Here is a 14,175-nt window from a genome sequence, read left to right on the forward strand (position 1 = left end):
CACCGCCCCCCTCCCGCCGGGTGGATGCGCAGGTTCATCTACCCGGAGGACTACAGAGGATACGATATGGTCAGGGTTGCCGCTATCGAGGCATGCGGGCGGTCTCTCTCCCCGGACACCTGCCGGTTCCGGGTTGCACGAGCCGTTGCGTTCGTGCTCCTCTTCCTCCTGGCTGTTCCGCTCCTCCTCGGCTCCGCCTTCGGTGTTTCCCCCGCGGCGGTCCTGGCCCTTATCGGATCGACCCTCCTCCTCCAGGCGGCCGCGGCCGTCGTCGGCCTCTCGCTCGGGATGCACCCGGCGGCCGTCCTGGTCTTCCTGACGTCGGTAGCCGCTGCCGTCCTGGTCGGCATCCTCGAGATCTGCGACCTCTTTGCCGGGCGTTCCCGGATGATCCAGGGACTTTTATCGAAGATCGATGCAAAGACGGGGAGTATCGATTACCTGAAGCGCTACGGCGCCCTGATGCTGATCCCGGTCATCTGGATCCCCGGGATTGCCCTCTACGGAACCCCCGTCGTCGCGTGGGTCTTCCAGTACCCGCGGGCGGTCTCTCTCCTCTGCATGCTCGCCGGGTGGGCGATCGCGATCGTCGTGGTCATGGCGGCGACGATGGGGCTCGTCCGCCTGGCGTTCTGAGCCATGGCCTGCCCCCACGAGTTGGGGGGAAGGATTTTATCGCCGGTGTGCCGATGAAGGCAGAGCGCCCGGGTGAGGTCGACCCGCGGCGCAGAGAGGGATCTGATCCTGTGGGGCGAATCTATCGTGATCTGTCCTTGACGATCGGGAGCACCCCGCTCGTCAGGCTGAACCGGATCACAGAGGGTATTCCGGCAACTGTCGTGGTCAAGCTCGAGTCGTTCAACCCGATGGGGAGTGTAAAAGACCGGATCGGCGTGGCGATGATCGAGGCCGCAGAGCGGGAAGGCAAAGTCCGGGAAGGGACGGTGATCGTCGAGCCTACCAGCGGGAACACCGGGATCGGCCTCGCGTTCGTCTGCGCCGCCCGCGGCTACCGCCTCAGGCTTGTGATGCCCGAGACGATGAGCGTCGAGCGCCAGAAGGTGCTCCGGGCCCTCGGGGCCGAACTGGTCCTGACCCCGGGCGCCGGGGGGATGGCCGGGGCGATCCGCCGGGCGGCAGAGATCGCGGCCGAAGAGCCGGACGCCTATTTCGTCCCCCAGCAGTTTGAGAACCCGTCCAACCCCGCCATACACCAGCGGACGACCGCCGAAGAGATCTGGTGGGACACCGACGGGGAGGTGGACGTCCTGGTCGCGGGTGTCGGGACCGGGGGGACGATCACGGGGATAGCCGGGACGCTGAAACCCCGGAGGCCGTCGTTTCGGGCGGTGGCGGTCGAGCCTGCCGAGTCCCCGGTCCTCTCCGGGGGGAATCCCGGCCCGCACCGGATCCAGGGGATCGGGGCCGGGTTCGTGCCGCGGATCTACCGGGCGGATCTGGTCGACGAGGTCGTCCGGGTCACATCGGAGGAGGCGTTCGCCATGACACGCAGGCTTGCCCGCGAGGAGGGCATCCTCGCCGGGATATCCTCCGGTGCGGCGACACACGCTGCCTGCGAGGTCGCACGCCGGCCGGAGTTCGAGGGGAAACTGATCGTCGTGGTCCTCCCGGATACCGGCGAGCGTTACCTCTCCACCGGCCTCTTCGACTGAACAGAGGTGCAAGGTTGGGGATCAGGGAGGATATCCGGACGGCCTTTGACAAAGACCCGGCGGCCCGGTCGGCGATTGAGGTGATCTGCTGCTACCCCGGCCTCCACGCGATCTGGGCGCACCGGATAGCGCATGCCTTCTATCGCCGTCGGCTCTACTTCCCGGCCCGTCTGGTCTCTCATATCGCCCGGGCGCTGACCGGGATCGAGATCCACCCCGGTGCGAAGATCGGCCGCCGCGTCTTCATCGACCACGGTTCGGGCGTCGTGATCGGCGAGACGGCGGAGGTCGGCGATGACGTCCTGATCTACATGGGCGTGGTGCTCGGCGGCACCGCACTCGAGCAGACGAAACGGCACCCGACCATCGAGGACGGCGTCGTCATCGGGTCGGGGGCGAGCGTCCTCGGCCCCATCACCGTCGGACGCGGAGCGAAGATCGGGGCGGGTTCGGTCGTCGTCCACCCCGTCCCCGCCGGTGCGACGGTCGTGGGGGTTCCGGGCAGGCTCGCCGGCCCGAAGTGCCGGAAGGGCCAGGAGAGACTCGACCGCGGTGACCTCCCCGACCCGATGCTCCGGGTGGTCAGCCGCATGCTCGATAGACAGAACCGGATCGAGGAGCGGCTCCGGGCGATGGAGCGGTCGGGCCTGGTCGGCGGTAAACGGCAGGAGGAGATCGCGCTCGAGGAGAGTATCCGGTCGGCGCTTAAAGAGGTGATCGATCCGGAGGTCGGGATCGACGTCGTCGACCTCGGCCTGATCAAGGGGATCACCGTTCAGGACTCCTCGGTGCTCGTGGAGATGGTCCTGACCACCGCCACCTGTCCGCTCGTCGACTACCTTACCGACCGGGTCCGGCGCCGGGTGCTCGACGTGAGCGGCGTCCGGGACGTCGAGATCCGGGTGTTCGACGAGCCATGGGACTGGGACAGGTTCTTTGGCCAGAGGGATGTTCTCAGGTGATCCTGAAATCCGGATACCCCTGCCGGGGAGAGGTCCGGGACCGCTATGGCCCCACTGGAGAGAACGGCCCCTGACCGCCGGCCTGCCCGGAGTCGTCACGGAGGCTCGTGATCCGTCAACCGGCCCCGCCTGAGGCCGCGGGGTTCCCCGACCGCAATGATCCCGGTGCACCGGCGCCTGCGCCAGCTTTGCCCTGCAAAAGCTTTCAAGGCCCGGAGCGGCTCGTGCCGGTACTTGATGACTTCGGCAATGCTCCGGCCTTCGGGTGTCAGGACCGTGCCGTTTCAGGGGTGAACCTTTTTTCCTGCCGCACGCAAGAGATCCGGTAACCATGAACGACGACCTGAAGGCAGCCGTCCTCGAGCGGTGCCGGAAGATGGAGATCCCGCTCGTCGGGGTCGCGGGGACGGAGCGGTGGGAGAAACCCCCGTTCCAGCCCTGGATGCCCGAGGAGTTCTACCCGCAGTCGATCTTTCCCGAGGGCCGATCGGTGGTCGTCATCGGCCTCCCGGTTCACCTCCCGGTGCTCGAGACCTCTCCCTCCATCTACTACCACGAACTCTATAAGACCGTCAACACCCTGCTCGACCAGTACACCTACCGGCTCGCCTCCTTCCTCAATGACGAGGGTTACCCCTCGGTCTTCGTTCCCCGGGACGGCTACGGGAGCATCGAGGTGCTCCGGGAAAACCCCGTCGCCTTCTTCTCGCACCGTCACGCCGCCCTCCTCGCGGGGCTCGGGACGTTCGGGGTGAACAACACGCTCCTCACGCCGGAGTACGGCCCCCGGGTCAGGTTCGGCTCGGTCATCACCGCTGCGAACCTCCCGCCCGATCCGCTGCTCGCGGAGAACCTCTGCACCCGGTGCATGCTCTGCGTCCACGCCTGCCCCGCGGCCGCGCTGGACGAGCGGGATTACCCCGAGGGTCTCACCGACAAGGCGGCCTGCGCGGAGAACAGCGCCGAACTCGCCCGGCGCCACATCTCGCCCTGCGGGATCTGCATAAAAGTCTGCCCGGTTGGAGAGGACCGGCGGCACTACGGCCGGGACGCTCCCGCCGCTGACCGGGATCCACGCTACCGCCGGGCCAGGGAGCATGTGCAGAGATACGGCGGGTTGTAAGCCCGCCAAAAAAGGATTATTCTTTTCTCATTTTACCCATCAACTGGTCCATCATCTCCGGCGCCCGGTCGCGCATGCCGAGCCCGATGATGATGGCGATTGCCGCACCGATGCCGATCCCGACTCCCCAGGCGATCGGGACGACGAAGACGTAGATGATCGAGAGGTCGAGCAGGAGCTGCTGGAGTGCGAGGATGGCGACGACGAAGTAGAGGAACGCCCGTAGCAGCATCGCGATCAATCCGAAGCCCTGGATCTGCTGTGTCTCCCCCATGTTCTGGAGGAAGTCGATCAGCCAGTCGATCAGGATGAACCCGGCGATCAGGATGACGAGGAACGCGACGACGTTCGGGATGTAAGCCACGATGGCCGCAACCGCTGCCGTCAGGGCAGGGATTTGCAGGACGCTGACCGCCGTGAGGATTGCGATGAGGTAGATGAACCAGCGGACGATGAGGTCGAAGAGGTGGCTTATGTTCATCGTGGAACGTTCGATCTGCTGGCCGACCGATGTCTTCCGGAGCGCGTCGTCGACGCCGACCCGGTCGAGGACTTCGGAAACGACCTTCCCGAGGATACGCCCGAGGATCCAGCCGATGATCAGGATGACGATCGCTGCAATGAGGTTTGGCAGAAATAGGATGACGTTACGGGCCAGTTCTTGAACCGGCTCAAACACCTGAGCCGAGAGGTCTCCATTTGTCACGGTATATCACCGGGGGAAGGATATGGGAGGTACTATATAAATCTTGATGCCCCGGCCGCCCGGGGGGCGCGGGAAGACCGCTGCAGGGGAGCTCGAGCACCCGATAGGTGCGAGGTGCGACTGCCGGAACGGCAGGAGCATGAGAAAACGCGAAGCGTTTTCGGGGCAGGAGCGTGAGCACCGCTAGGTGCGGACTGCGACGGGCCGCAGGGTGCGACTGCCGGAACGGCAGGAGCATGAGAAAACGCGAAGCGTTTTCGGGGCAGGAGCGTGAGCACCGCTAGGTGCGGACTGCGACGGGCCGCAGGGTGCGACTGCCGGAACGGCAGGAGCATGAGAAAACGCGAAGCGTTTTCGGGGCAGGAGCGTGAGCACCGCTAGGTGCGGACTGCGACGGGCCGCAGGGTGCGACTGCCGGAACGGCAGGAGCATGAGAAAACGCGAAGCGTTTTCGGGGCAGGAGCGTGAGCACCGCTAGGTGCGGACTGCGACGGGCCGCAGGGTGCGACGTTCCAACGGAACGGAGCTGGAGCACCGTCAAGTGAACCGGACAGGAACTTCTCAAAAAAAGGGGGCGTATAGAGGGTTACTCCGTCACCCCGGCCGCCGCTATGGCCCGGGAACGGCCGCTGAGGCGGTACATCAGCGCGAGGATCGCCGGCATGACGACGATTGCGCCCACGAGCGAGAACCCTACCGATATGACCGTCACGATCCCGAAGTTGCTGATGATGTTGAACGTCGAGAAGGTGAGCGCCGAGAACCCGAAGACCGTCGTCAGCCCGGAGACCGTGATAGCCGTCCCGATCTTCTGGACGGCGGTCTGGACGGCGTCGAGGAACTCCGTGCCCCGGCTGAGTTCCTCCTCGCACCGCTCCATGATCAGGATGGTGTACTCGGACGCGACGCCGATCGTCATCGACCCGAGGACGGCGGTCAGCGGCGTGTAGTCGAGACCGAGGAGATACATGATCGCGCCGTTCCAGCCCACGATGAAGACGATCGGGATGACCGGCGAGACGGCGCCGAACTTCCGGTAGACGAGGATCAGGAACCCGAGGATGAAGGCAAACCCGAGCACGGTCATATACACCCTGGACTCGCTGATATCGTCCATGACGGCGGCAAACATCTCCATCTGGCCGGTGATCTTCACCGTCACCCCGGCCGGCGGGTTGTTCCACGCAACGTCGTCCTGTATCCTCCCGACGAGGTCGCGGGCGGCACTCATCTCCATGTCGACCGTCGAGAACTCGAGCACCGCCTCCAGGTTCCCGTTGAGGTAACGGGAGAGGGTCTCCTCCGGGATCCGGGCAATAATATTGTTGACCTCCCTTTCGGTCGAGGGGAGCACGCCGCCGTTATGCTCCCGGATCAGGGTCGCGACACTCGTGACGCCCGTGATCTTGTCGTTATGCTCCTGCTCGTAGACCCCGAACTGATCTATCCAGGCAAGCGTCTCCGGGGAGAGGACGTCGTCTGCGAGCACGACGACCGGGATGGTGCTCGTCGAGCCCATGACCCGGGTAAGTTTCTCGAGGGAGAGAAGGGCGGGCATATCGCCGGGGACGAAGGTCTTCTCGTCCGCACTGACGGGCACGCTCTGGTCGAGGTAAAAGCCCCCTGCCGCGACCGTCGCAAAGATCAGGATGACGGGAATCGGGTATTTCGCGACGGTGTAGGCGAGCCTGCCGAGGAGGCGGTCATACCGCTCGATGATGGATTCCCCGCCCGCCGGTTCGGTTCCGGCGGCTGCGGCCTCCTTCATCGGCCGGTAGCGGGTGACGATTGCAAAGACCGGGACGATGATGAGCGCCGCGACATAGCAGGAGACGACTCCGATGGTGCAGACCATCCCGAAGTCGGCCACCATCGGCACCGGGGCAAAGAACATCGCGATGAACCCGAGCGCCGTCGCCGACATCGCGATCAGGATCGACGGCCCCATCTGCGTGACGGTGGCCCATACGGCCTCCGGGATCGTGCCGTGCCGGATCTCCTCGTCGAACCGGGCGTGGAGCTGGATCGCGTAATCGATTCCGATCCCGATCAGCACCGGGAACGCTCCGACCACCACCATGCTGATGGGAATGCCGAAGAGGCCCATGAACCCGAAGGTCATGATCAGCCCGACGGCCACGATCCCGACCGGGAGCAGGCGGTAGCGGACGTGGGAGAAGAGGAGCGTCACCGCGAGGACCATCAGGACCATGGCCACCAGGATCAGCATGCCTGTCTCGGATCCCATCGCCTCGCCCATCTCCAGCGAGAACGCGGGGTTGCCGGATACCGTGACCGTGAGCCCCGGCGGGGGCTCCGATATGGCGATGATGGATTTGATGTTCCCGACAACCTGCTGCTGCGCCTCCATGGTGACGCCGGGCTCGAGGGCGATGACGCTGATCGTCATCAGATCCGAGGGCAGCATCCTCTCCACCATCTCCGGCGGAGCCTGTCCGATGATAGCGTCGATCTCCGCTGTGGACGACGGCAGGGTGCCGCCGTTCGCCTGTTTCAGGAGGTCGACGACGCCGGAGACCTCGTCGACGTAGCGCTCGTTCCTGAGGTCTTCCTGGAGATGGTCGATATACCTGAGGATCTCGGGACTCCGGACGCTGTCCGTCTCGTAGATGAGCATGATCGCGTCGGAGCCGTAGGTCTCGGCGTAGTGGTTCAGGAGCGCGCCGCGGGGCGTGCTCTTGTCGAGGTAGGCGTCGTCGCTGGTCTCCATCGAGACCATCGAGAGCCCGAAGCAAGCCACAATGAAGATAGCCGCGGCGACCCCGGCGACGGTCCAGGTATGGTTGTTGATGGCGGCAGCGAGCCACTCGTAGGGGTTCTTCATCTGCGCGCCTCCTGTGTCTTTTCCCCGTACTCACCGATGATCGCCATGGTCACCGCGCGAGCAATCTCGCCGTCGCTGCTGTTGCCGGGCTCGATCCCGTACTCCTCTGCTGTGCGCCGGAGTTTTACGGGGTCGAGGATCCGGTAGCCGCGGCCTTCCTTCCCGGATTTAGCCGTTATCGTGAGAACGGACGAGAGCAGGGACGCTGTAGGCTCTTCGTCCATGGCGAGACGGTGGAGCAGGGCCACGGCTCGCCGGTAGTCTGCCGGGGGGAGGAATCCGGCTTCGATCCAGATCTGGCCGGTCTCTTCAAAGAAAAGTTCTTTGTAGAGTGCTTTGCGGTGGGCCGGTCTCCGGCACCGGGTTTCTTCGGAACCCCGGCGAGACCCGATGTTGCAGGTGGTTGCGCAGTTCACGTCTGTCCTCGTTATAAGTGGCTCATCTGATGAGGGTAGTATTTTCAAGGGACAGGATATGAACCTGCTGCAACCCGGGCGGGGACCTATATCGGATTCCGCTTCCCCGGTGTGATTCCCTGCAGCCGGTTCACGTGTGCTTCCCATACAGTACTCTGGAATACCCGGGGATTCAAGGTTCTCCCGTATATGTACGGGGATTATAGGGTGCGGCGCCCCACACGGTGTATGCGCAAGATGATCCTCGAGGTCTGCCTGAAGGATCCGTTGATGGGCATGCCCGCCGACGCAGAGGTTCTCAACCAGGCGGTGCAGCACTTCATGGATAGGGTCGAATCTGTCAGGCTCGTCGAGTTGCTCAAGATGAACTTTGAGCGGGGGGAGGAGACGGTGATTGCCGAGATCACGATGAAAGCGGGATACACCGCGAACGACCTTGAGCTCCCGGAAGTTCTCGGTTCTCTTGAGGTGCTCAAGGCCGACGGCCGGACGTATACCTGCTTTCTGCGATGTGTCATCCAGGACGAGTTCCTGCTGGAGAAGATGCGCGAGTTCGACCTGGATATTATCTGGACGTTGCCCATGTACAAGTCCCGCGACCTGTATGTCTACACCTGCATCGGCGACGCCGAGAACCTGAACAAAGTTCTCCTTCTCATGTCCACCTACGGCGAGATCCAGAACGTCATCTTCGAGGAAGCAACCTTTTCCGGGAACAATCCCCTCTCACGGCTCACTCCCCGGCAGAGGGACCTGCTGATCGCGGCAAAACAGTATGGCTACTACGAGTACCCTCGTAAGATCAACAGCCAGCAGCTGGCGGAGAAGGTGGGCATCAGCAAAGCCACCGCGATAGAGCACCTGCGAAAGGCGGAGGCACGGCTCATTGCCACGCTCCTTGCCGGCTACTGACGGCAGGTGCCGCCTGTCCCGGCATACCGTAGAATAGAAGTGTCCCCGGGAGAGGTAGCGGTTCGAGCGGCGGGTCAGCCACACCCCGGGCCAGCCGCCGTCGCCGCCGGATACGTTCCAGGGCATGTTGATGACCTATCTCGGTCTTTTGAGGACATTCCTATCCGGGGTATCTGTTGGTTCAGGTGGTATCGCTCTTGCGTGCTGCTCTAATTCGTCCTCACCAGGACAGCCTTCTTCGATGGTGGGTATTCCCGGCCTGGCGATCCGACCCATTCTGCGTGGGGGTCGGTTCGGGGTGTATGCCTCTGCGGGCGGCTGCTATGGGGACGTTCTTGCGAGGAGACGGGTTCTCTCTCGCTGATCTATCCGTCTCTCCCGCAAACCATAAGTGTGTTGCAACCAAATAGAGGTGCAATGGTTGCCGAAATAGTTCCCGGGCTCCGGGCTCTCGGGATGAACGAATACGAGGCAAGCGTCTACTCCACGCTCGTCGGGCTGCAGAAGGCAACCGCACGAGACATCCACGAAGCAAGCGGGGTTCCCCGGGGACGGATCTACGAGATCTTAAACGACCTGGCCCAGCGGGGCTTCATCGCGGTTGAAGAAGGATCCCCCACCTCCTATTACGTGCTCGAGATCGACGTGGTCTTCGACCGGCTCAAAGAAGATTACGTCCGGACTCTCGACGAGACCCGCGAGGTGTTAAAGAGCCTCTCGGTCAAACCGCGTCTCCCTCCCGATTCGTTCTTCATCCTCAGGAGCGGCTGGGCGATCGAGAACCATCTCTCCTCGCTCTTCCGCCGGGTAAAGAAGAGCATGGTGATCCTCTGCTACGATCCGGCGTTTCTCCGGAAGCACTATGCGGCCATCAAACCGCTCAAGCGCAAGATCGACCTCTACGTGGTCGTACGGAAGAAGGAGGATTATGCCGGGATCAACCTCCCGATCTACGAGGCCAGGGGTACCGTGCTTGAACTCCTCGAGAGCCCGGCGGTGAACGAGTCCGCAATGGGCTTGAGGAAGGATGAGTGCTCCATACTGGTCGACGGCCGTGACTTCTTCGTCATCGCCACCGCGGGATCCGGGCGGCACGCGGTGATCGGCTCGGATATGCCGCTCATCGGTTACATGCAGAAGACGATCGTCGAGCGGCTCGCCGGGGCGTGAGGGGGCGAGAGGCCCACCTCACCGGGTCCCTGTTCCTTACGACCCTTCGGGATTGACGACCCGTCCTGCAAAGAGGATCGTGCCGGAATCCTCCTCGACGATGACGAAGACGAACGGGTGATCCGCCCGGAATACGGGCGTGGTGTCCTCGCCGGGCGCGCACTTCAGGTTCACGACGACGCCGGTCGCCGCCGCGGCTTCGGTGCCCTCCTCGCTTACGTCGACGAATGCCTTGTGAACGACCTCGCTGATGAAGAGCATATCCGTGCCGTCCATCCCCGAGAAGTCGGCATCGTAAGAGAATGCCGTCGGCATCCCCATCGCCGCAAGCGCCCGCGGGAGGCTGTACTCCGTCTCAAGCGTGAACTTCGGGAAGACGACCCTGACGCGCCGGTCAGTCATCGAGTCCCGGAGGTCCGCGAGCGTCTCCGCATCCAGCGCCTCCTCTGCCGCCGTCAGGTTGTCCTCCCGCGGGAGGAGGACGAGCATCGAGAGTTCCGTTCCGTCGGCGTGCGCATACGGCATCCTGAGCACCTGGAGGGTCCCGGTCTCGGTATACCCGTAGATTGCCTCCTCGTCTGTGCGGTGCATCATCTGGACCTGCACCGTCTCTCCCGGAGCGACCCGGAACTCCTCCTCGGTCGTCTCGGCGGGGTCGAACTGCTTGACCCAGGTGCCCTTGAAGTAGATCGCGTTCGTGATCACGAGCCGGGTCATGGAGTCGATCGAACCGGCGGGGAGGAGGTCGCGGATCCGATCCTCGGTCTTCTCCTCCACCCAGCGGTTGATTGTCTGCCGCGACCCCTCGGAGTCGCCGGCGAAGTCGAGGTTTGTCGCGTTCGCCCCGTACCAGCGGGCGGCCGTATCGACGTACTCCGGGAGGAACGGGTAAGTCTCCTCGGCCCAGAGAGCGTTTGCTGTGCGGAGGGTGTAGTTCTCGTCCCCGCTGTTCAGAGCGGCATCGAGCCCGGCAAACCCGGATCTCCGGAGAGTCTCGTTCTGTGGGAGGTGGAGCACTGACCCGATCTCGTCGGCGGTCGTGCCCCGGGCGCCCTCGTAGGTGATCGCGAGGGCCGAGGAGATGCTGTAGGGCGAGAAGAAGATGTTCTGGCCCGCGTAATCCGGGTCGCTCGCGAGTTGCCGGTAGAGGTCGGCCGCGAACCGGTTGTTCCCCGCCGAGACGTTGCCGGCGCCTTCTGCAGCCGGGCCCGGCGTCTCCCCCTCCGTGGGAGGAGCCGACTGTCCGGACGTCGTTTCCGGTATGTCGGTGCACCCGGCACCGATGCAGCCGAGCGCGATGAGGCCTGCAAGCAGCAGCAGGCCGATAACCCTTCTGTTCATGGTGTGCGGTATGGTGTCCCGGATAATTATACCTGGCGTTAACGACGAAGTTTTTCGAAGTCTTGCGCCTGTCGAGCGGCGGTTTTTCCCTCCTGATGGCTGGTGTGCAAAAAGAACTGATGGAGGGCGGGCGACCGGCCATCGGGCAGGGGTTTGAGAAACGCGATGCGTTTCGAATGGGTTTCCTCGCCCCGGTATCGGTGTTTTGAGACGCCTTCCTGATCAGTGTATCCAGGAGCAATCCGAGACGATCGAACGAAACAAAAGGAAGGCCAGGGCCGAGATTCGAACCCGGGTCGAGGGATCCACAGTCCCTTAGGATAACCGACTACCCCACCCTGGCAAGGTACTCATAATAATTGGCAGTCGGATTTGATTAAGGTATCTCTTCGCCGAGTCCGCGTTACACGCCTCCCCGGAACCATGGGCGCACATCCTCCGGTTGCATTCAGCCGGGAATCCGGCCTGCCGTGCCGCCCGATCCGGTCGCCGTTATCTGCAGTGGGAACAGGGATCCTGCAGGAATGCGGTTTGAGCACCGGAGGTGTGAATCGCCGGGGTGAATTATTAATAGACACCATGTTCTATAACGTACCAGTGTTCCGGGCGCCGAGCGACGCCCCGGGGGTAGGGGAATCACCCTGACTCTGGCGTGATTCGGAAAAAAGCGGTCAATATCTCGGGATTTTTCGGGTTTATTCGTCCAGTATATACCGGAAGGTGATTATCATGGCAAAGGAATCAACGATCAGGACCCCCATCGTCTGCGTGATGGGCCACGTAGATCACGGCAAGACATCGCTCCTGGACCGGATCCGGGGCTCGTCCGTGGTATCTACCGAAGAAGGCGAGATTACACAGCACATCGGTGCCACGCTTGTTCCTATCGATGCAGTCACCCGCATGGGCGGAGCCCTGAGCAAGGTCAGCGTCAACGTCCCGGGCCTCCTCTTCATCGACACCCCCGGCCACCACGCCTTCACCACCCTTCGTGCGCGCGGCGGGGCGCTTGCCGACATGGCGATCGTCGTGGTGGACATCAACGAGGGCTTCCGCCCCCAGACGATCGAGGCGCTCCAGATCCTGCGCAACTACAAGACGCCGTTCGTCATCGCGGCAAACAAGGTCGACCGCATCCACGGCTGGCGCGTCCAGGAGAACCAGCCGTTCCTGAAGACGTTTGCGCAGCAGAACGAGCGCGTCCAGGGTATGGTCGAGACGAAAGTATATGAACTCGTCGGCAAACTCTCCGACCTCGGGTTCAACTCCGAACGGTTCGACCGGGTCTCGGACTTCGCGCGGAACATCTGCATCGTCCCGACGAGCGCCCTCACCGGGGAAGGCCTTCCCGACATCCTCATGGTGCTGATCGGGCTTGCCCAGCGTTACATGACCGAGAGCCTCAAGGTCAGCGCCGACGGCCCCGGTGCCGGCACCGTGCTCGAGGTGAAGGAGGAGCGGGGGCTCGGGATGACGCTTGATCTGATCCTCTACGACGGCACCCTCAAGGTCGGGGACGAGATCGTCGTCGCAGGAAACGACCAGATCATCGAGACGAAAGTGCGCTCGCTCTTAAAGCCCCGCCCGATGAGCGAGATCCTGATCGAGGAACGGTTCGAACGGGTCAAATCCGTCACCGCCGCTGCGGGCATCAAGGTCGCCGCCCCGAAACTCGACGGGGTCATCGCGGGCTCCCCCCTCCGGGCCGTCCGGAGCGGCAACCGGGACGAGGTGATCGAGCAGGTCCGGCGTGAAGTCCAGGACATCGAGGTGAATCTCTCCGATGTCGGCGTCATCATCCGGGCGGATACCATCGGCGCCCTCGAAGCGCTCTCGAAGGAACTCGAGGGTCACCAGATCCAGGTGATGCGGGCGACCGTGGGGCCGGTCACCCGCCACGACGTCATCGAGGCGGGAACGATCAAGGACCCCCTCTACAGCGCGATCATCGCCTTCAACACCCCCGTGCTACCGGACGCGGTCGATGCCCTCGCGGATACGGCGATGTCCCACGTCAGCATATTCGAGGGCGGGGTCATCTACCAGCTCATCGACGACTACGTCGAGTGGCGCGACGAGAAGAAACAGGAACTCGAGCGGCAGAAGTTCGAGAAGCTGATCATGCCCGCGAAGATCCGGATCCTCCCGAACTGCGTCTTCCGGCAGAGCAACCCGGCGGTGGTCGGCGTCAGGATCCTCGGCGGGAAACTCCAGAGCGGGGTCGACCTCGCCCTTCCGAACGGCAAGAAGATCGGCCGCATCAAGCAGATCCAGGCAAAGAACGAGACCGTCCAGGAGGCGGAGGCGGGCAAGGAAGTGGCGATCTCGATCGAAGGGCCGACGGTCGGCCGCCAGATCAACGTCGACGACGATCTCTACGTCGACATCCCGGAGCGGCACGTGAAGGTGATCGAGCGGGAGGTGATCGATCACTTAAGCCCGAGCCTGCGCGAGACCCTGGAGGAGTTCACCACCCTCAAGCGCCGGGAAGACCCCTTCTGGGGGAAGTGACCCGTTCGGGGAACGTGTGGGCTTCTCCCGCCCGCCGCTCCCCTCGAACCCTGCAGAGGTAGTCTTTTAATACCACATTCTCAAATTGTATAGGTACTTTCGAAGGAGTCGTCAACATGGCAGATTTCAAAATCATACTATCAGACCCGGAGACCGGACGTTCATATAAGATCGATGCGACCGGCCCCGCCGCCGGAGGGTTCGTCGGCAAGCGCATCGGCGACGAGATCGACGGTGACGTCCTCGGCTTTGCGGGCTACACGATCAAGATCACCGGTGCCACGGACAAGACCGGCATTCCCTCGCGCCGCGACCTTCCCGGCCCGTCCCGGAGGAGGCTTCTCCTCTCCAAGGGCGTCGGGTTCCACCCGGTCATGGACGGGGAACGCCGCAGGAAGTCGGTGCGGGGCAACGAGATCAGCGCCGATATCGTTCAGATCAACGCCGCCGTAACACAGAGCGGTGCAAAACCTCTGGCAGAATACTTCAGCCAGCCCGAGGCGGCGGCTGAATAAA

Annotated in this window: 12 protein-coding genes and 1 tRNA gene; 8 read left to right on the top strand and 5 right to left on the bottom strand. The window is 63.4% G+C overall.

Annotated elements, in window-relative coordinates:
- Positions 1-66: 66 nt before the first annotated feature.
- The 4 genes from MEMAR_RS12905 (at position 67) to MEMAR_RS02195 (ending at position 3,758) form a co-directional block, all read left to right on the top strand.
- Positions 67-636: a hypothetical protein gene (locus tag MEMAR_RS12905; protein ID WP_187147933.1), complete on the top strand. Its 570-nt coding sequence runs from the start codon at positions 67-69 to the stop codon at positions 634-636.
- Positions 637-746: 110 nt separating this feature from the next.
- Positions 747-1,673 carry a cysteine synthase A gene (cysK, locus tag MEMAR_RS02185; protein ID WP_011843295.1) on the top strand — a complete coding sequence of 309 codons (927 nt, stop codon included), beginning with the start codon at positions 747-749 and terminating at the stop codon, positions 1,671-1,673.
- Positions 1,674-1,687: 14 nt separating this feature from the next.
- Positions 1,688-2,635, top strand: coding sequence for a serine O-acetyltransferase (gene cysE / locus MEMAR_RS02190; RefSeq protein WP_011843296.1), 948 nt, complete (start codon positions 1,688-1,690; stop codon positions 2,633-2,635).
- Between the two features lie 331 nt (positions 2,636-2,966).
- Entirely contained in the window at positions 2,967-3,758 is a 792-nt protein-coding gene (locus MEMAR_RS02195) for a 4Fe-4S binding protein (RefSeq protein WP_011843297.1), read from the top strand.
- Between the two features lie 16 nt (positions 3,759-3,774).
- Here the strand turns inward: MEMAR_RS02195 and MEMAR_RS02200 are convergent, their stop codons facing one another.
- The 3 genes from MEMAR_RS02200 to MEMAR_RS02210 all read right to left on the bottom strand — a co-directional run bounded on the left by MEMAR_RS02200 (position 3,775) and on the right by MEMAR_RS02210 (position 7,725).
- Entirely contained in the window at positions 3,775-4,464 is a 690-nt protein-coding gene (locus MEMAR_RS02200) for a mechanosensitive ion channel family protein (RefSeq protein WP_011843298.1), read from the bottom strand.
- A 586-nt stretch (positions 4,465-5,050) separates the two neighbouring features.
- Positions 5,051-7,309 (bottom strand): efflux RND transporter permease subunit, encoded by a 2,259-nt coding sequence (locus MEMAR_RS02205; protein WP_011843299.1) that lies wholly within the window; start codon positions 7,307-7,309, stop codon positions 5,051-5,053.
- Positions 7,306-7,725, bottom strand: a complete 420-nt coding sequence (locus MEMAR_RS02210) for a hypothetical protein (RefSeq protein WP_245526635.1) — start codon at positions 7,723-7,725, stop codon at positions 7,306-7,308. The genes MEMAR_RS02205 and MEMAR_RS02210 overlap by 4 nt, the downstream gene beginning before the upstream one ends.
- Before the next feature lie 228 nt (positions 7,726-7,953).
- Between MEMAR_RS02210 and MEMAR_RS02215 the strand changes: the two genes are divergently transcribed.
- Positions 7,954-8,637 (top strand): helix-turn-helix domain-containing protein, encoded by a 684-nt coding sequence (locus tag MEMAR_RS02215; RefSeq protein ID WP_245526636.1) that lies wholly within the window; start codon positions 7,954-7,956, stop codon positions 8,635-8,637.
- A 417-nt stretch (positions 8,638-9,054) separates the two neighbouring features.
- Positions 9,055-9,807 carry a TrmB family transcriptional regulator gene (locus tag MEMAR_RS02220; RefSeq protein WP_011843302.1) on the top strand — a complete coding sequence of 251 codons (753 nt, stop codon included), beginning with the start codon at positions 9,055-9,057 and terminating at the stop codon, positions 9,805-9,807.
- Between the two features lie 36 nt (positions 9,808-9,843).
- Here the strand turns inward: MEMAR_RS02220 and MEMAR_RS02225 are convergent, their stop codons facing one another.
- Positions 9,844-11,148, bottom strand: coding sequence for a serpin family protein (locus MEMAR_RS02225; protein WP_011843303.1), 1,305 nt, complete (start codon positions 11,146-11,148; stop codon positions 9,844-9,846).
- Positions 11,149-11,418: 270 nt separating this feature from the next.
- A tRNA-His gene (locus tag MEMAR_RS02230) sits at positions 11,419-11,491 on the bottom strand.
- A 386-nt stretch (positions 11,492-11,877) separates the two neighbouring features.
- Between MEMAR_RS02230 and infB the strand changes: the two genes are divergently transcribed.
- Positions 11,878-13,659 (top strand): translation initiation factor IF-2, encoded by a 1,782-nt coding sequence (infB, locus tag MEMAR_RS02235; RefSeq protein ID WP_011843304.1) that lies wholly within the window; start codon positions 11,878-11,880, stop codon positions 13,657-13,659.
- A 116-nt stretch (positions 13,660-13,775) separates the two neighbouring features.
- A complete protein-coding gene (locus MEMAR_RS02240; RefSeq protein WP_011843305.1) occupies positions 13,776-14,174 on the top strand; it encodes a 30S ribosomal protein S6e in 399 nt (132 codons plus the stop codon).
- Position 14,175: the final 1 nt, after the last annotated feature.

This window comes from Methanoculleus marisnigri JR1 (genome assembly GCF_000015825.1).
Lineage (GTDB): Archaea > Halobacteriota > Methanomicrobia > Methanomicrobiales > Methanoculleaceae > Methanoculleus > Methanoculleus marisnigri.

What these genes read in the sequence shown, in the direction of transcription:
- MEMAR_RS12905 (WP_187147933.1), top strand. Translation starts at nt 67, where the DNA reads ATGGTCAGGGTTGCCGCTATCGAGGCATGCGGGCGGTCTCTCTCCCCG.
- MEMAR_RS02195 (WP_011843297.1), top strand. Translation starts at nt 2,967, where the DNA reads ATGAACGACGACCTGAAGGCAGCCGTCCTCGAGCGGTGCCGGAAGATG.
- MEMAR_RS02205 (WP_011843299.1), bottom strand. Translation starts at nt 7,309, where the DNA reads ATGAAGAACCCCTACGAGTGGCTCGCTGCCGCCATCAACAACCATACC.
- MEMAR_RS02215 (WP_245526636.1), top strand. Translation starts at nt 7,954, where the DNA reads ATGCGCAAGATGATCCTCGAGGTCTGCCTGAAGGATCCGTTGATGGGC.
- MEMAR_RS02220 (WP_011843302.1), top strand. Translation starts at nt 9,055, where the DNA reads ATGGTTGCCGAAATAGTTCCCGGGCTCCGGGCTCTCGGGATGAACGAA.
- MEMAR_RS02225 (WP_011843303.1), bottom strand. Translation starts at nt 11,148, where the DNA reads ATGAACAGAAGGGTTATCGGCCTGCTGCTGCTTGCAGGCCTCATCGCG.
- infB (WP_011843304.1), top strand. Translation starts at nt 11,878, where the DNA reads ATGGCAAAGGAATCAACGATCAGGACCCCCATCGTCTGCGTGATGGGC.
- MEMAR_RS02240 (WP_011843305.1), top strand. Translation starts at nt 13,776, where the DNA reads ATGGCAGATTTCAAAATCATACTATCAGACCCGGAGACCGGACGTTCA.